The 14463-nt window shown below is 65.7% G+C and carries 15 protein-coding genes; 9 read left to right on the plus strand and 6 right to left on the minus strand.

All coding sequences use genetic code 11. The annotated features are described in order from the left end of the window. The first annotated feature begins 19 nt into the window (after positions 1-19). From ydcS to DNK34_RS16595, 5 genes are all read left to right on the plus strand, one after another. The gene (gene ydcS, locus DNK34_RS16575) at positions 20-1171 is read left to right on the plus strand and encodes a putative ABC transporter substrate-binding protein YdcS (protein WP_131176041.1); all 1152 of its coding nucleotides are present in this window, start codon (positions 20-22) and stop codon (positions 1169-1171) included. 322 nt (positions 1172-1493) lie between these two features. Beyond that, positions 1494-2522, plus strand: coding sequence for an ABC transporter ATP-binding protein (locus tag DNK34_RS16580; protein ID WP_131176042.1), 1029 nt, complete (start codon positions 1494-1496; stop codon positions 2520-2522). A gap of 1 nt (position 2523) precedes the next feature. Continuing rightward, a complete protein-coding gene (locus DNK34_RS16585; RefSeq protein ID WP_131176043.1) occupies positions 2524-3468 on the plus strand; it encodes an ABC transporter permease in 945 nt (314 codons plus the stop codon). Beyond that, the gene (locus tag DNK34_RS16590; RefSeq protein ID WP_131176044.1) at positions 3458-4273 is read left to right on the plus strand and encodes an ABC transporter permease; all 816 of its coding nucleotides are present in this window, start codon (positions 3458-3460) and stop codon (positions 4271-4273) included. The genes DNK34_RS16585 and DNK34_RS16590 overlap by 11 nt, the downstream gene beginning before the upstream one ends. Before the next feature lie 130 nt (positions 4274-4403). Further along, positions 4404-5828: a gamma-aminobutyraldehyde dehydrogenase gene (locus tag DNK34_RS16595; protein WP_131176045.1), complete on the plus strand. Its 1425-nt coding sequence runs from the start codon at positions 4404-4406 to the stop codon at positions 5826-5828. Positions 5829-5849: 21 nt separating this feature from the next. Here the strand turns inward: DNK34_RS16595 and recJ are convergent, their stop codons facing one another. Then, on the minus strand, positions 5850-7562 hold the full coding sequence (gene recJ, locus DNK34_RS16600) for a single-stranded-DNA-specific exonuclease RecJ (RefSeq protein ID WP_131176046.1): 1713 nt from the start codon (positions 7560-7562) through the stop codon (positions 5850-5852). A 73-nt stretch (positions 7563-7635) separates the two neighbouring features. Further along, the gene (locus DNK34_RS16605; RefSeq protein ID WP_131176047.1) at positions 7636-8175 is read right to left on the minus strand and encodes a YaeQ family protein; all 540 of its coding nucleotides are present in this window, start codon (positions 8173-8175) and stop codon (positions 7636-7638) included. A 236-nt stretch (positions 8176-8411) separates the two neighbouring features. On the opposite strand from DNK34_RS16605, the gene DNK34_RS25460 reads away from it, so the two are divergent. Continuing rightward, on the plus strand, positions 8412-8576 hold the full coding sequence (locus DNK34_RS25460; RefSeq protein WP_165496876.1) for a hypothetical protein: 165 nt from the start codon (positions 8412-8414) through the stop codon (positions 8574-8576). A gap of 41 nt (positions 8577-8617) precedes the next feature. Here the strand turns inward: DNK34_RS25460 and moaE are convergent, their stop codons facing one another. The 4 genes from moaE to DNK34_RS16625 all read right to left on the minus strand — a co-directional run bounded on the left by moaE (position 8618) and on the right by DNK34_RS16625 (position 11378). Next, on the minus strand, positions 8618-9076 hold the full coding sequence (moaE, locus tag DNK34_RS16610) for a molybdopterin synthase catalytic subunit MoaE (RefSeq protein ID WP_131176048.1): 459 nt from the start codon (positions 9074-9076) through the stop codon (positions 8618-8620). 2 nt (positions 9077-9078) lie between these two features. Continuing rightward, positions 9079-9327 (minus strand): MoaD/ThiS family protein, encoded by a 249-nt coding sequence (locus DNK34_RS16615; RefSeq protein ID WP_131176049.1) that lies wholly within the window; start codon positions 9325-9327, stop codon positions 9079-9081. Then, a complete protein-coding gene (moaC, locus tag DNK34_RS16620) occupies positions 9324-9803 on the minus strand; it encodes a cyclic pyranopterin monophosphate synthase MoaC (RefSeq protein WP_131176050.1) in 480 nt (159 codons plus the stop codon). Before moaC ends, DNK34_RS16615 begins: the two co-directional genes overlap by 4 nt. Before the next feature lie 183 nt (positions 9804-9986). Beyond that, a complete protein-coding gene (locus tag DNK34_RS16625) occupies positions 9987-11378 on the minus strand; it encodes a PhoH family protein (RefSeq protein WP_131176051.1) in 1392 nt (463 codons plus the stop codon). A 442-nt stretch (positions 11379-11820) separates the two neighbouring features. On the opposite strand from DNK34_RS16625, the gene yaaA reads away from it, so the two are divergent. The 3 genes from yaaA to DNK34_RS16640 all read left to right on the plus strand — a co-directional run bounded on the left by yaaA (position 11821) and on the right by DNK34_RS16640 (position 14422). Next, the gene (gene yaaA, locus DNK34_RS16630) at positions 11821-12600 is read left to right on the plus strand and encodes a peroxide stress protein YaaA (protein WP_131176052.1); all 780 of its coding nucleotides are present in this window, start codon (positions 11821-11823) and stop codon (positions 12598-12600) included. Between the two features lie 428 nt (positions 12601-13028). After that, positions 13029-13493 (plus strand): multidrug transporter, encoded by a 465-nt coding sequence (locus tag DNK34_RS16635; protein ID WP_131176053.1) that lies wholly within the window; start codon positions 13029-13031, stop codon positions 13491-13493. A 98-nt stretch (positions 13494-13591) separates the two neighbouring features. Next, on the plus strand, positions 13592-14422 hold the full coding sequence (locus tag DNK34_RS16640) for an SDR family oxidoreductase (protein WP_131176054.1): 831 nt from the start codon (positions 13592-13594) through the stop codon (positions 14420-14422). The last annotated feature ends 41 nt before the right edge of the window (positions 14423-14463 follow it).

The following is a 14463-nucleotide window of genomic DNA, read 5'->3' on the forward strand; positions in this document are numbered from 1 at the left end:
AGAAGAAGAGGGAATCCCAATGTCCGCGCATAAAACCGCCGTGCTCAGCGCACTGGCTACCGCCCTGTTCACCGCAGGTAGCCTGCAGGCCGCCGAACCCCTGCAGTCCCTGGGCAAGGCCGAAGGCCAGCTCGACATCATCGCCTGGCCCGGCTACATCGAACGTGGCGACACCGACAAGGCCTATGACTGGGTGACCCAGTTCGAACAGGACAGCGGCTGCAAGGTCAACGTCAAGACCGCCGCCACCTCCGACGAGATGGTCAGCCTGATGGCCAAGGGCGGCTACGACCTGGTCACCGCCTCCGGCGACGCCTCCCTGCGCCTGGTCGCCGGCAAGCGCGTGCAGCCGATCAACACCGCGCTGATCCCCAACTGGAAGAACGTCGACGAGCGCCTCAAGGATGCCGCCTGGCATACCGTGGCCGGCCAGCATTACGGCACCCCCTACCAGTGGGGGCCGAACGTGCTGATGTACAACGCCGACATCTTCAAGCAGGCCCCGACCAGTTGGTCCGTGGTGTTCGAGGAGCAGACCCTGCCCGACGGCAAGAGCAACAAAGGCCGCGTGCAGGCCTACGACGGCCCGATCTACATCGCCGACGCCGCGCTCTACCTGAAGGCCACCCAACCTGCGCTGGGCATCCAGGACCCCTACCAACTGAACGAGCAACAGTACGCCGCCGTGCTGCAGCTGCTGCGCGCACAACAGCCGCTGATCCACCGCTACTGGCACGACGTGACCGTGCAGATGAACGACTTCAAGAACGAAGGCGTGGTCGCGTCCAGCGCCTGGCCGTACCAGGTCAATGCCCTGCAGGGGGAAAAACAGGCGATCGCCTCCACCGTGCCAGGCGAAGGCGCCACCGGCTGGGCCGACACCACCATGCTGCACGCCGAGGCCAAGCACCCGGTCTGCGCCTACAAGTGGATGGACTGGTCCCTGCAACCCAAGGTCCAGGGCGACGTAGCCGCCTGGTTCGGTTCGCTGCCCGCGGTGCCGGCCGCCTGCCAGGGTAGCGAATTGCTCGGCGCCGAAGGCTGCAAGACCAACGGCTTCGACAACTTCGCCACTATCGCCTTCTGGAAAACGCCCCAGGCCGAAGGCGGCAAGTACGTGCCGTACAGCCGCTGGACCCAGGACTACATCGCCATCATGGGCGGCAGGTAAGGGCTCCGCGCTGGCTGCGCGGTCCGTAGGGTGGACGCCGCTTTTTTCGTCCACCAACCGGCATCGCCAGTGGATGGATAGAGCGTCATACGGCCGCTCGGAGCACCCTTGCTCTGCAGGAGCCAGCTTGCCGGCGATGCTTTTTCCCGAGCGCAAGAGCGCAAACGGCTCCTACAGCACTGGTGATGGGAGGCACGATCCGACTCACCCTGCGCACCCACAATTTTCACCGTTGTACATCCACCGCCGACCGCCCTGTCCGATGTCGGCGACCCCTGGCAGCGGTCGGCGGCGGGTGGCTTTTTCTCCTGGAGTGTTGGTCATGACCCATGCAGTGCAATTCACCGATGTGTCCCGCACGTTCGGCGACGTCAAAGCCGTGGACCGGGTGTCCATCGACATCCAGGACGGCGAATTCTTCTCCATGCTCGGTCCCTCCGGCTCGGGCAAGACCACCTGCCTGCGCCTGATCGCCGGCTTCGAGCAGCCCAGCGCAGGCTCCATCCGTATCCACGGCGAGGAGGCCGCCGGGCTGCCCCCCTACCGCCGCGACGTCAACACGGTGTTCCAGGACTACGCGCTGTTCCCGCACATGAGCGTGCTGGACAACGTCGCCTACGGCCTCAAGGTCAAGGGTGTCGGCAAACCCGAACGCCAGGCCCGCGCCGAGGAAGCCCTGAGCCTGGTCGCCCTCGGCGGCTACGGCGCGCGCAAGCCGGTGCAACTGTCCGGCGGCCAGCGCCAGCGCGTGGCCCTGGCCCGCGCCCTGGTCAATCGCCCACGGGTGCTGCTGCTCGACGAACCACTGGGGGCGCTCGACCTCAAGCTGCGCGAGCAGATGCAGAGCGAGCTGAAGAAGCTGCAGCGCCAGCTCGGCATCACCTTCATCTTCGTCACCCACGACCAGAGCGAAGCGCTGTCCATGTCGGACCGCGTGGCGGTGTTCAACAAGGGCCGCATCGAACAGGTCGACACCCCGCGCAACCTGTACATGAAGCCGGCCACCTCGTTCGTCGCCGAATTCGTCGGCACCTCCAACGTGCTCAAGGGCGAGCTGGCCGTACGGATCAGCGGTTCGTCGCGGCCCCTGTCGATTCGCCCGGAACACGTGCGCCTGGGCACTGACGCGCCGCTTGGCAGCGACGAAGTGGAAATCGCCGGCCTGCTGCACGACATCCAGTACCAGGGCGCCTCGACGCGCTTCGAGATCCAGCTGGAGAACGGCCAGAACTTCTGCGTCAGCCAGGCCAACAACCAGTGGCAACTGGGCGAGACGCCCGTGCAACCCGGGCAGCGGGTGACCGCGCGCTGGGCCCGCGGCGCCATGGTCGACCTGCGCGAGGAGGCCTGACATGAGCCAGTCACTCGCCATCGGCAGCGCGGGCGTCGGCCTGCTGCGGCGCCTGTCCGACCTGCTCTACCGCAAGCCGACGCTGTACCTGTCGCTGCTGCTGATTCCGCCGCTGCTGTGGTTCGGCGCGATCTACCTGGGTTCGCTGCTGGGCCTGCTGTGGCAGGGCTTCTACACCTTCGACGACTTCAGCATGACGGTCACCCCCGACCTCACGCTGTCCAACTTCGCCGCGCTGTTCCAGCCGGCCAACTTCGACATCATCCTGCGCACCGTCGGCATGGCGCTGGCCGTCTCCATCGCAAGCGCTCTGCTGGCCTTCCCCATCGCCTACTACATGGCGCGCTACACCTCGGGCAAGACCAAGGCGTTCTTCTACATCGCGGTGATGCTGCCGATGTGGGCCAGCTACATCGTCAAGGCCTATGCCTGGACCCTGCTGCTGGCCAAGGGCGGCGTAGCCATGTGGTTCATCCAGGCGCTGCACCTGCAACCGCTGCTGGAGCTGATCCTCGTGGTGCCGGGCGTGGGCGGCAACACCCTGTCGACCTCGCACCTGGGGCGCTTCCTGGTGTTCGTCTACATCTGGCTGCCGTTCATGATCCTGCCGATCCAGGCCTCCCTGGAACGCCTGCCGCCATCGCTGCTGCAAGCCTCGGCCGACCTCGGCGCGCGGCCGGCGCAGACCTTTCTGCAGGTGATACTGCCGCTGTCGATCCCCGGCATCGCCGCCGGCTCGATCTTCACCTTCAGCCTGACCCTGGGCGACTTCATCGTGCCGCAACTGGTCGGTCCGCCCGGCTTCTTCATCGGCAACATGGTGTATTCGCAACAAGGTTCGATCGGCAACATGCCGATGGCCGCCGCCTTCACCCTGGTGCCGATCGTGCTGATCGCCGTGTACCTGTCCATCGTCAAACGCCTGGGGGCCTTCGATGCACTCTGACTCTTCGAATCGGGCCTCCTGGGGCCTGAAACTGGCAGCCTGGGGCGGGCTGGTGTTCCTTCACTTCCCGATCCTGATCATCTTCATCTATGCCTTCAACACCGAAAGCTCGGGCTTCAGCTTTCCGCCACTGGGCTTCACCCTGCACTGGTTCAGCGTCGCCCTGGCGCGGGCGGATGTGCTGGAAGCGGTCAAGCTGTCGGCACAGATCGCCTGCCTGGCCACGCTGATCGCCATGATTCTCGGCACCCTGGCCGCGGCCGCGCTGTACCGCCGCGACTTCTTCGGCAAGGAAAGCATCTCCATGCTGCTGATCCTGCCGATCGCCCTGCCGGGTATCATCACCGGCCTGGCGCTGCTGGCGGCGTTCAAGAGCTTCGGCATCGAACCGGGGATCCTGACCATCGTCATCGGCCATGCCACCTTCTGCGTGGTGATCGTCTACAACAACGCCATCGCGCGCTTGCGCCGCACCAGCCACAGCCTGATCGAGGCGAGCATGGACCTGGGCGCCGACGGCTGGCAGACCTTCCGCTACATTGTCCTGCCCAACCTGGGCTCGGCCCTGCTGGCCGGCGGCATGCTGGCATTCGCCCTGTCGTTCGACGAAATCATCGTCACCACCTTCACCGCCGGCCACGAGCGCACCCTGCCGCTGTGGCTGCTCAACCAGCTGTCGCGCCCGCGCGACGTACCGGTAACCAACGTCGTGGCCATGCTGGTGATGCTGGTGACCATGCTGCCGATCCTCGGCGCCTACTACCTGACCAAGGGCGGCGAAGGCGTAGCCGGCAGCGGCAAGTGATTTCCCCTGGAGAGTAGGGTGGATCACGCTTCATCGATCCACCACAGCCCGTAGAGACGCCCACGGAGGATGTGCAAAAGCCCCGTCCCCCCCACAAACATCCATGCAGCCCCATAGCGAGGTTCAAGCGATGCAAACCAAACTGCTGATCAACGGCCAGCTCGTCGCTGGCGAAGGCGCGGTGCAAGCCGTGCTCAACCCGTCCCTCGGCACCACCCTGGTCGAGATCCACGAAGCCAGCGCAGCCCAGGTCGATGCCGCCGTGCGCGCGGCCGATGCGGCCTTCGAGGGCTGGTCGCAAACCTCGCCCAAGGATCGCTCCAGCCTGCTGCTGAAGCTGGCCGATACCATCGAGGCCCATGCCGAGGAACTCGCCCGCCTGGAATCCGACAACTGCGGCAAGCCCTACAGCGCCGCGCTGAACGACGAACTGCCAGCCATCGCCGATGTGTTCCGATTCTTCGCCGGTGCCAGCCGTTGCCTGGGCGGTTCGGCCGCCGGCGAGTACCTGCCCGGGCATACCTCGATGATCCGCCGCGACCCGCTCGGCGTGGTCGCCTCCATCGCGCCGTGGAACTACCCCTTGATGATGGTCGCCTGGAAGATCGCCCCGGCCCTGGCCGCCGGCAATACCGTGGTGCTCAAACCGTCCGAACAGACCCCGCTGACCGCGCTGAAGCTGGCCGATTTTCTCGCCGAGATCTTCCCCGCCGGCGTGGTCAACGTCGTCTTCGGTCGTGGGCCGAGCGTCGGGGCGCCGCTGACCAGTCACCCGAAAGTGCGCATGGTCTCGCTGACCGGCTCGATCCCCACCGGCTCGGCCATCATCGGCAGTACCGCCGACAGCGTGAAACGCATGCACATGGAGCTGGGCGGCAAGGCCCCGGTGATCATCTTCGACGATGCCGACATCGACGCCGCCGTGGAGGGCATCCGTACCTTCGGCTTCTACAATGCCGGCCAGGACTGCACCGCCGCCTGCCGCATCTATGCGCAGAAAGGCATCTACGACACATTCGTGGCCAAACTCGGCGAGGCGGTGAGCACCATCAAGTACGGCCTGCAGGATGACCAAGGCACCGAACTCGGCCCGCTGATCACCGCGACCCACCGTGATCGCGTCGCCGGTTTCGTCGAGCGCGCCCTGGCGCAGCCGCATATCCGCCTGATCACGGGTGGCAAGGCGGTCGAAGGCAACGGCTTCTTCTTCGAACCGACGGTCCTGGCCGATGCTCGCCAGGACGACGAGATCGTGCGCCGCGAAGTGTTCGGCCCGGTGGTATCGGTAACCCCCTTCGTCGAGGAAAACCAGGTACTGGCCTGGGCCAACGACTCCGACTACGGCCTGGCCTCCTCGGTGTGGACCGCCGACGTCGGCCGCGCCCATCGCCTGGCGGCGCGCCTGCAGTACGGCTGCACCTGGGTCAATACCCACTTCATGCTGGTCAGCGAAATGCCCCACGGCGGCGTGAAGCAGTCAGGCTACGGCAAGGACATGTCCATGTACGGTCTGGAGGACTACACCGCCATTCGCCACGTGATGTTCAAGCACTGAGCGCAGCCGCGGCCAGCCCCCTCAGCGTGGCGCCAGATGGGCGATCAACAACTGCACCGTTTCCTGTCCACGGAACTCGTTGACGTCCAGCTTGTAGGCCAGCTCCACCCAGCGCACGGTCGGGTTGGGCCACAGCTCGCGGTCGACGCCGAAGGCGATGCCGTCGAGCTGCAGGCTGCCGCACTCGCTTTTCAGCACCACCTTGAGGTGGCGTTCACCGACGATGCGTTGCTGCACCAGTTGGAACACGCCGTGGAACAGCGGCTCGGGGAAGTGCTGGCCCCAGGGCCCGGCATTGCGCAGCGCCTTGGCCAGGGGCAGGTGGAATTCCTCGATGGCCAGCACGCCATCGGACAGCAGCCGACCGGTGAGATCGTCCTCGCACAGTTGGCGGCGCACCTCGGCATCGAAGGCGGCGGCGAAGGTGGCGAAGTTTTCCGCGGGCAGCGACAGCCCGGCGGCCATGGCATGCCCGCCGAACTTGCTGATCAGCCCCGCGTGCCTGGCGGCCACGGCATCCAGCGCATCGCGGATATGGAACCCCGGCACGGAACGGGCCGAGCCCTTGAGCAGGCCGTCTCCGGCATCGGCGAAGGCGATGGTCGGCCGGTGGTAACGCTCCTTCAGCCGCGAAGCGAGAATGCCGATCACCCCCTGGTGCCAGTCGGCCTCGAACAGGCACAGGCCGAAGGGCATGTCCTGCAGGGGCAGGTCCTTGAGCTGGGCCAGGGCTTCGCGCTGCATGCCCTGCTCGATGGCCTTGCGATCCTGGTTCAACTGGTCGAGCTGCACGGCCATGTCCCGTGCCAGCGCTTCGTCGTCGCAGAGCAGGCACTCGATGCCCAGGCTCATGTCATCCAGGCGTCCGGCCGCATTCAGGCGCGGGCCGAGAATGAAGCCCAGGTCGCTGGAGGTGATGCGCCCAGGCTGCTTGCCGGCGACCTCGAGAATCGCGCGCAGCCCGGGGCGCGCCCGGCCGGCGCGGATGCGCGCCAGGCCCTGGTGCACCAGAATGCGGTTGTTGGCGTCCAGGGGCACCACGTCGGCGACGCTGCCCAGGGCCACCAGGTCGAGCAGTTCGCCCAGATTGGGCTCCACGCGCTCGACGCCGAACCAGCCCAGCTCGCGCAGACGCGCGCGCAGGGCCAGTAGCACGTAGAAGATCACCCCGACCCCGGCCAGGGACTTGCTGGGGAAGGTACAGCCCGGCTGATTGGGGTTGACGATGGCATCCGCCGCCGGCAGCTCGGTACCCGGCAGATGGTGGTCGGTGACCAGCACCCGCAGGCCGGCGGCCTTGGCAGCGGCCACGCCGTCGAGGCTGGAAATGCCGTTGTCCACGGTGATCAGCAGTTGCGGTTCGCGGGTCAGCGCCACCGCGACGATTTCCGGGGTCAGGCCATAACCGTAGTCGAAGCGATTCGGCACCAGGTAGTCGACATGGGCGGCGCCGAGCATGCGCAGCCCCAGCACGCCGACGCTGCTGGCGGTGGCGCCATCGGCATCGAAATCGCCGACGATCAGCAGGCGCTGGCGCTGCTGCAAGGCGTCGACCAGCAACTGCACCGCGGCCTCGATGCCCTTGAGCTGGCTGAAGGGGATCAGCCGCGCCAGGCCCTTCTCCAGTTCCAGTGCCGATTGCACGCCGCGCGCCGCGTACAGGCGGGTCAGCAGCGGTGGCAGATCGCCCAGGTCGGGCAGCGTGGGGGGAAGCGGGCGGGATTCGATGCGCATGCGGGTCGGGGTCTACTCGTACGGGATGGAACGGGCGCCGCGCGCCAGCGCGCGGCGGGTCATGGCCAGGGGCTCAGCGCTCCCCGGCCAGCCATTGCAGGGGAATCTCGTGCTGGCCGCGCTCGTCGGTGACGAACAGTTCGCTGTCGCTGATCATCACGCTCCAGCTCAGCGAACGCGGCATGTCCAGCGCCAGCGCCGCCAGTGCCTCCTGCTCCAGCGCCACCACATTGATGTTCTTCAGGCTGCGCACCGGATCGAGGCACTTGGCCTGCCACACCCGCAGGTTGCCGTAGGCGACCAGGCTGAAGCGCTCGCAACGGCGCGAACACCAGGTGATGCGCTCGCTGTCCGGCTGGCCGACCTCGATCCAGTGCAGCACCCGGCCATCCAGGCTCTTCTCCCACAGGGCCGGCTCGTCGACATCCGACAGGCCACGGCCGAAGGCCAGTTGCTCGTGGTAGAACAGCACGTAGGCGATCAGCCGCGCCGCCAGGCGCTCTTCGGTTTCCGAAGGATGGCGGGCCACGGTGAAACGCAGGGTCTCGTAGACGCTGCGGTCGATATCGGTGAGGTTCAGATCGACTTTGTAGGTGGTGGACGGCTGGGCCATGACGAGCTTCTTGGGTGAGCGGAAAAGAGCGCAAGTCTAACAGGCCTCAGCGCGAGCGCCTCTGCCTTCGTGCGGCTCAGACCAGGTTTGCGCGACATGGCCGGCTTTCCAGGCGCGCACCTGCGCGGTGTGGATCGAGCGCTGTATCGATCCTGTGAATTGTCCTGGATCAGCTCAGGCCGGCAAAGCCTCGTCTAGACTTCAGGCATGGGTAAACAGGCCGAGGAGGCGCTGCAATGGACGCTTTTCACACCATGATCGTGCTACTGGTCGCCGGCTTTCTGCTGCTCGGTATCGGCTTCAACAACCGGGACAGAGAATGGGGCGTATGGCTCACCGGCATCGGTGTGCTGTCGATGTTCGCGCCGCTGTTCTTCAAGGTCTTCATCGAACTGAGCTGAGCGAGCGGAGCAAGGGGCGACCTCATACGAGGCCGCCGGCCTCAGGCTCCCGAATCCCAGCGCCGTTGCGCCGCCTGATCGCTGTCACGGCCCTCGACCCAGCGCGGCCCTTCGGCGGTGTCTTCCTTTTTCCAGAACGGCGCCCGGGTCTTCAGGTAGTCCATGACGAATTCGCAGGCCTGGAAAGCCGCCTGGCGATGGGCACTGGCGATGCCGACGAACACGATGGGCTCGCCCGGCTCCAGGCGGCCGATGCGGTGAATCACTTCCACGCCCAGCAGCGGCCAACGCTGGCGGGCCTCGGCCTCGATGGCGGCCAGTGCCTTCTCGGTCATGCCGGGGAAATGTTCGAGAAACAGCCCGCCCACCTCACGCCCGTCGTTGAAGTCACGCACATAGCCGACGAAGCAGACCACCGCCCCCACCCCGGTGTTGGCCGCCTGTACGGCATTGCTCTCCAGCCCCGCATCGAAGGCGGCCTGCTGCACGCGGATGGCCATCCTCAGCCCCCGGTCACGGTGGGGAAGAACGCCACCGCATCGCCATCGGCCAGGGGCTCGGCCAGGCTGCACAGCTCTTCGTTGCGCGCGCACATCAGGCCGCGCTCATCCAGTACCTTCCATACGCCGCCGCGGGCCAGCAGGTGCTGGCGCAGGTCTTCCAGGGTGGCGAACGCCGGCAGGGCGTCGAGCCGTTCCGCATCCAGGCCCAGGGTTTCGCGATAGCGGGCGAAGTACTGCACCTGGATCATCGCGCCCCCTCGTCGGCCAGGTAATGACCGCTCTTGCCGCCAAGCTTCTCCAGCAGGCGCACCTGCTCGATGACCATGCCGCGATCCACCGCCTTGCACATGTCGTAGATCGTCAGGGCGGCGACACTGGCGGCGGTCAGCGCCTCCATTTCCACACCGGTCTGCCCGCTGAGCTTGCAACGCGCGCGTATCAGCACGGCATCGTCGCCCTCGGCGCTCAGCTCGACCTTGACGCTGGTGAGCATCAACGGGTGGCACAGCGGGATCAGCTCGGCGGTCTTCTTCGCCGCCTGGATACCGGCGATACGCGCCACGGCGAAGACATCGCCCTTGGGGTGCTCGCCGTCGACGATCATGCGCAGGGTCTGTGCGCGCATGCGTACCCGCGCCTCGGCCACGGCTTCGCGCACGCTCGGCGCCTTGTCGCTGACGTCGACCATATTGGCGCGCCCCTGGGAATCGAGATGGGTCAGCACGGGCTTGCTCCTGGCGGGAATCGGCCGATTGTAACCCCGTGGGTCGGGATTGGGCAGTTGCAAGGCGGATGGCCGCCCCCTGCAAGCTGCAAGCCAGTGTGGCGTATGCCTCAAGATCGCGGTCAAGCTTTTGCACTTACTTGAGGCTTGTGGCTTGCAGCTTGAAGCTGCGGGCTACGCCCGCTACATATGGCTTTCCGCGTACTCGGCCAGAACCGAGCGCGGTACGCCCTGCAGGGTGATGTGCACGCCGTGCTCGAAGTCCTTGAAGCGCTCGGTGAGGTAGGTCAGGCCCGAACTGGGCGCCGACAGGTAGGGTGTGTCGATCTGCGCCAGGTTGCCCAGGCAGATCACCTTGGAACCGTTGCCGGCGCGGGTGATGATGGTCTTCATCTGGTGCGGGGTGAGGTTCTGGCACTCGTCGATGAGGATCAGGCTCTGCTGGAAGCTGCGCCCGCGGATGTAGTTCAGCGATTTGAACTGCAACGGCACCTTCTGCAGGATGTAGTCGACGCTGCCGTGGGTGTTCTCGTCATCCATGTGCAGGGCTTCGAGGTTGTCGGTGATGGCGCCGAGCCAGGGCTCCATCTTTTCCGCCTCGGTGCCGGGCAGGAAGCCGATCTCCTGATCCAGGCCCTGCACGCTGCGGGTGGCGATAATGCGCCGGTAGCGCTTGCTGACCATGGTCTGCTCGATGGCCGCGGCCAGGGCCAGGATGGTCTTGCCCGAACCGGCGGCGCCGGACAGGTTGACCAGGTGGATATCCGGATCGAGCAGCGCGTACAGGGCCAGGGCCTGGTAGATGTCGCGCGGCTTCAGGCCCCAGGCCTCCTGGTGCAGCAGAGGCTCCTGGTGCAGGTCGAGGATCAGCAGTTCGTTGCCGTCGATTTCCTTGATCCAGCCGACGAAGCCCTGCTCGTCGACGATGAATTCGTTGATGTGCACCGCCGGCAGATTGTCGATCAGTTGCACGCGGTGCCAGGTACGCCCATGGCCCTGGCGCGTCTCGACCTTGCTGACGCGATCCCAGAACGACCCGCTCATGCTGTGGTAGCCCTTGGACAGCAGGGAAACGTCGTCGACCAGCTGATCGGTGTGGTAGTCCTCCGAGTCGAGCCCGCAGCCGCGCGCCTTCAGGCGCATGTTGATGTCCTTGGTCACCAGCACCACGGACATCCCCGGGCGCCGGGATTTCAGTTCGACCAGCTGGTTGATGATCTTGTTGTCGTTGAGGTCCTCGGGCAGCCAGGTCACCGGCGCGCCGCTCTTGCTCATGAGGATCGAGAGATAGCCGCAAGGCCCGCTCTTGTCGCGCTGGATCGGCACCCCGTGCTCGACGTCTTCAGGCGTTGCGTCACCGAGGATCTTGTCGATCAGGCGAATGGCCTGGCGACACTCCGCGGCCACCCCCTGCTTGCCGGTCTTCAGCTTGTCCAGCTCCTCGAGCACGGTCATGGGGATGGCGACGTGGTGTTCCTGAAAGTTGAGCAGGGCGTTGGGGTCGTGAATCAGGACATTGGTGTCGAGGGCGTACAGGGTTGGGGCGGTGGGCTTGAAGCGTCCGTGGTCATCCATACTCGTCACCTCTTGTCGGATCCAGCGACGGAATGCCAGAGCGGCGCTCCGCCACACAGGACCACCGGGCTCCGCGGAGGGTATCCGGGGAGGTGCAAACGGATGAGGGCCGAGGGCCGCCACCTGTCTGCAGGGTTCGGCGGTCGTTCAAGGCGCGGCCCGCCTTGGCGGATCATCGTGATCACGGTCACTGCGGGCCACAACTCGTTGATACTCCAAAAAACATGACAGGCAAATGATCTTTTCAGCTTTTTTAACTTTATTTTGCAGCCTGACGAATAGCGCTTGGCGGCTTACCGCCTCGTCGGTAAAGTCGGAAATCCTGCCGCGGCACCCATACCCCTCCGATTTCCATTGCATGCGACCTGAAGCTTGCGCGCGCGCTCGTGCAGGTGGCGTCGAGCAGGCCCTATAATCGGCGCCCTGCTGAAGGAGACGACTCATGCTGATGGTGATTTCACCTGCCAAGACCCTGGATTACGACACCCCGCCGGTCACTCGGCGCTTCACCCAACCCGAATACCTCGACCACGCCCAGACACTCATCTCCCAGTTGCGCGAATTGGCCCCGGCGCAGATCGCCGAGCTGATGCACCTGTCGGACAAGCTCGCCGGTCTCAATGCCGCGCGCTTCGGCAGCTGGACGCCGGCGTTCGATACGCACAACGCCAAGCAGGCGCTGCTGGCGTTCAAGGGCGATGTCTACACCGGCCTGGATGCCGAGCGCTTCGCCAAAGCCGACTTCGATTTCGCCCAGGATCACCTGCGCATGCTGTCCGGGCTCTATGGCCTGCTGCGCCCGCTGGATCTGATGATGCCCTACCGCCTGGAGATGGGTACCAAGCTGGCCAACGCCCGCGGCAAGGATCTCTACGCGTTCTGGGGCGAGCACATCACGCAATGGCTCAACCAGGCGCTGGCGGCCCAGGGCGACGACGTGCTGCTCAACCTCGCCTCCAACGAGTATTTCGCCGCGGTCAAGCGCAAGGTGCTCAAGGCGCGCGTCATCGATACCGAGTTCAGGGATCTGAAGAACGGCCAGTACAAGATCATCAGCTTCCATGCCAAGAAGGCCCGCGGCCTGATGGCCCGCCACGTGATCAAGCAGCGCCTGCGCGATCCCCACGATCTCAAGGACTTCAACGACCAGGGCTATCGCTACTCGGCGCAGGACTCCAGCGCCGACAAGCTGGTGTTCCTGCGCGACCAGGCGCCAGGCTGACGGAAACATTCGCCAATCCCTGGCCCGGATATTTCATGAGAGCCATCTGCGCGCCGTCAATGGGTTAGTTAATGCTTGATGAGAGGAGAGGTCGGCACAGCCCCGTAGCCTGGTGTTGAGCGCAGCGATACCCAGGGCGCAATTTCCCGGGTGTCGCTGCGCTCGACCCGGGCTACGCAAAATTGCCATATGCGTGTAGGAAGCGCGACCCCGCGGCGAATCGTGGCCATAGCGCGACTCTTGTAGCATGGCCGCCATCGCATCGCGCCGGGGTCGACGCTCCCACTGGTAAACCCGCACGGGCTCTTGCAGGCCAATGATCGAGACGGTATCCACGGGCTGACGGAAACATTCGCCAACCCTAAACGAGTGCCGTGGCGGCCTGGCTTGTGTAGGATTGATGTTCATCCGATGCGCAAGGTTCGCACATGATTTTCGGCGCAATCCTGGTTCTGAGCTGGCTTATCCTGCTGATCCGCTACCCGAGCAAGGCGCTGCCCATCTCCCTGGCCGCGCTGATCGGCCTGGGTCTGGTGGCCAGCTGGGTGCTGTGGCAGGAAAGCCGTGAGAACCGCCACCTGTCCCGTCTCGAACTGCGCCTGCAGTACGCCCCCGGCAGTTGCCCCGCGGATCGCCCACTGAACCTGCACCTGCACAATGGCAGCGATGTGCCGATGCTGGAACTGCGCTGGCGTATCGCCGCCTATCGCCCGGGCGACAGCGTCAATCTCGCCGAGCGTCTCTATGAAACGCCGCGCTACAGCGGCCCTGGCGAATTGCTGCCGGGCGCCGACTGGCAAGCCTGCCTGCCGTTGCCTACGCTGCGTAGCGGCTACCGTCCCGGCACCCTGGAGTTCCGCGCCGAGCAGTTGCAGGGCACGTTCGCCCGCTGACCTGTCCCGCGCCACGGCAATGCGCCCATAGCGAAACCCAGCCGCTGCGCCGGTGCAACGAACGATCTGACAAAAACAACAAGCCAAAGGATGTTCGCATGAGCCAACCCACCGTCCTCATCACCGGCTGCTCCAGCGGCATCGGCCGTGCCCTGGCCGATGCGTTCCAGCACGCCGGCTACCGGGTCTGGGCCAGCGCCCGCAAAGCCGAGGATGTCGCCAGACTGGAGGCGGCCGGCTTCAACGCGGTGCAACTGGATGTCGACGACGCGGTCGCCATCGAGCGCTTGAGCGCACGCCTGGGGGAAGAAGCCGGCGGCCTGGACGTCCTGATCAACAATGCCGGCTACGGCGCCATGGGCCCGCTGCTCGATGGCGGCAGCGCCAACCTGCGCCGGCAATTCGAAACCAATGTCTTCTCCGTGGTCGGCGTCACCCGCGCGTTGTTCCCCCTGCTGCGCCGTAACAAGGGGCTGGTGGTCAATATCGGCAGTGTCTCGGCGCTGCTGGTGACGCCCTTCGCGGGCGCCTACTGCGCCTCGAAGGCCGCGCTGCACGCTCTCAGCGACGCCTTGCGTCTGGAGCTGGCGCCCTTCGGCATCGGCGTGCTGGAAGTCCAGCCCGGCGCCATCGAATCCAGCTTCGGCACCCAGGCCAGCCGCCAGGCCGAACAGCTGATCGCCGAACACTCGCCCTGGTGGCCGCTGCGCGAAGGTATCCGCGCCCGCGCCATGGCCTCCCAGGACAATCCGACACCCGCCAGCCATGTGGCGCGCAATGTGCTCGCCGCCGTCACCAGCAGCAAGCGGCCACGGCTGCTGCGCGTGGGGAATGGCAGTCGCGCCCTGCCGCTGCTGGCCAACCTGGTGCCCAAGCCGCTGCTGGATAAACTGTTGAGCAAACGCTTCGGCCTGGACCGCCCTTTGTAGAACCTTGCCTGAGCATCGACAGTCACAGCACTAATCCGACA

It is taken from the genome of Phytopseudomonas dryadis (assembly GCF_004327355.1).
Classification (GTDB): Bacteria; Pseudomonadota; Gammaproteobacteria; order Pseudomonadales; family Pseudomonadaceae; genus Aquipseudomonas; species Aquipseudomonas dryadis.

Bases quoted from the DNA above. Each gene is read 5' to 3' on its own strand.
- ydcS (WP_131176041.1), top strand. From the start codon at position 20: ATGTCCGCGCATAAAACCGCCGTGCTCAGCGCACTGGCTACCGCCCTG.
- DNK34_RS16580 (WP_131176042.1), top strand. From the start codon at position 1,494: ATGACCCATGCAGTGCAATTCACCGATGTGTCCCGCACGTTCGGCGAC.
- DNK34_RS16585 (WP_131176043.1), top strand. From the start codon at position 2,524: ATGAGCCAGTCACTCGCCATCGGCAGCGCGGGCGTCGGCCTGCTGCGG.
- DNK34_RS16590 (WP_131176044.1), top strand. From the start codon at position 3,458: ATGCACTCTGACTCTTCGAATCGGGCCTCCTGGGGCCTGAAACTGGCA.
- DNK34_RS16595 (WP_131176045.1), top strand. From the start codon at position 4,404: ATGCAAACCAAACTGCTGATCAACGGCCAGCTCGTCGCTGGCGAAGGC.
- recJ (WP_131176046.1), bottom strand. From the start codon at position 7,562: ATGCGCATCGAATCCCGCCCGCTTCCCCCCACGCTGCCCGACCTGGGC.
- DNK34_RS16605 (WP_131176047.1), bottom strand. From the start codon at position 8,175: ATGGCCCAGCCGTCCACCACCTACAAAGTCGATCTGAACCTCACCGAT.
- DNK34_RS25460 (WP_165496876.1), top strand. From the start codon at position 8,412: ATGGACGCTTTTCACACCATGATCGTGCTACTGGTCGCCGGCTTTCTG.
- moaE (WP_131176048.1), bottom strand. From the start codon at position 9,076: ATGGCCATCCGCGTGCAGCAGGCCGCCTTCGATGCGGGGCTGGAGAGC.
- DNK34_RS16615 (WP_131176049.1), bottom strand. From the start codon at position 9,327: ATGATCCAGGTGCAGTACTTCGCCCGCTATCGCGAAACCCTGGGCCTG.
- DNK34_RS16625 (WP_131176051.1), bottom strand. From the start codon at position 11,378: ATGGATGACCACGGACGCTTCAAGCCCACCGCCCCAACCCTGTACGCC.
- yaaA (WP_131176052.1), top strand. From the start codon at position 11,821: ATGCTGATGGTGATTTCACCTGCCAAGACCCTGGATTACGACACCCCG.
- DNK34_RS16635 (WP_131176053.1), top strand. From the start codon at position 13,029: ATGATTTTCGGCGCAATCCTGGTTCTGAGCTGGCTTATCCTGCTGATC.
- DNK34_RS16640 (WP_131176054.1), top strand. From the start codon at position 13,592: ATGAGCCAACCCACCGTCCTCATCACCGGCTGCTCCAGCGGCATCGGC.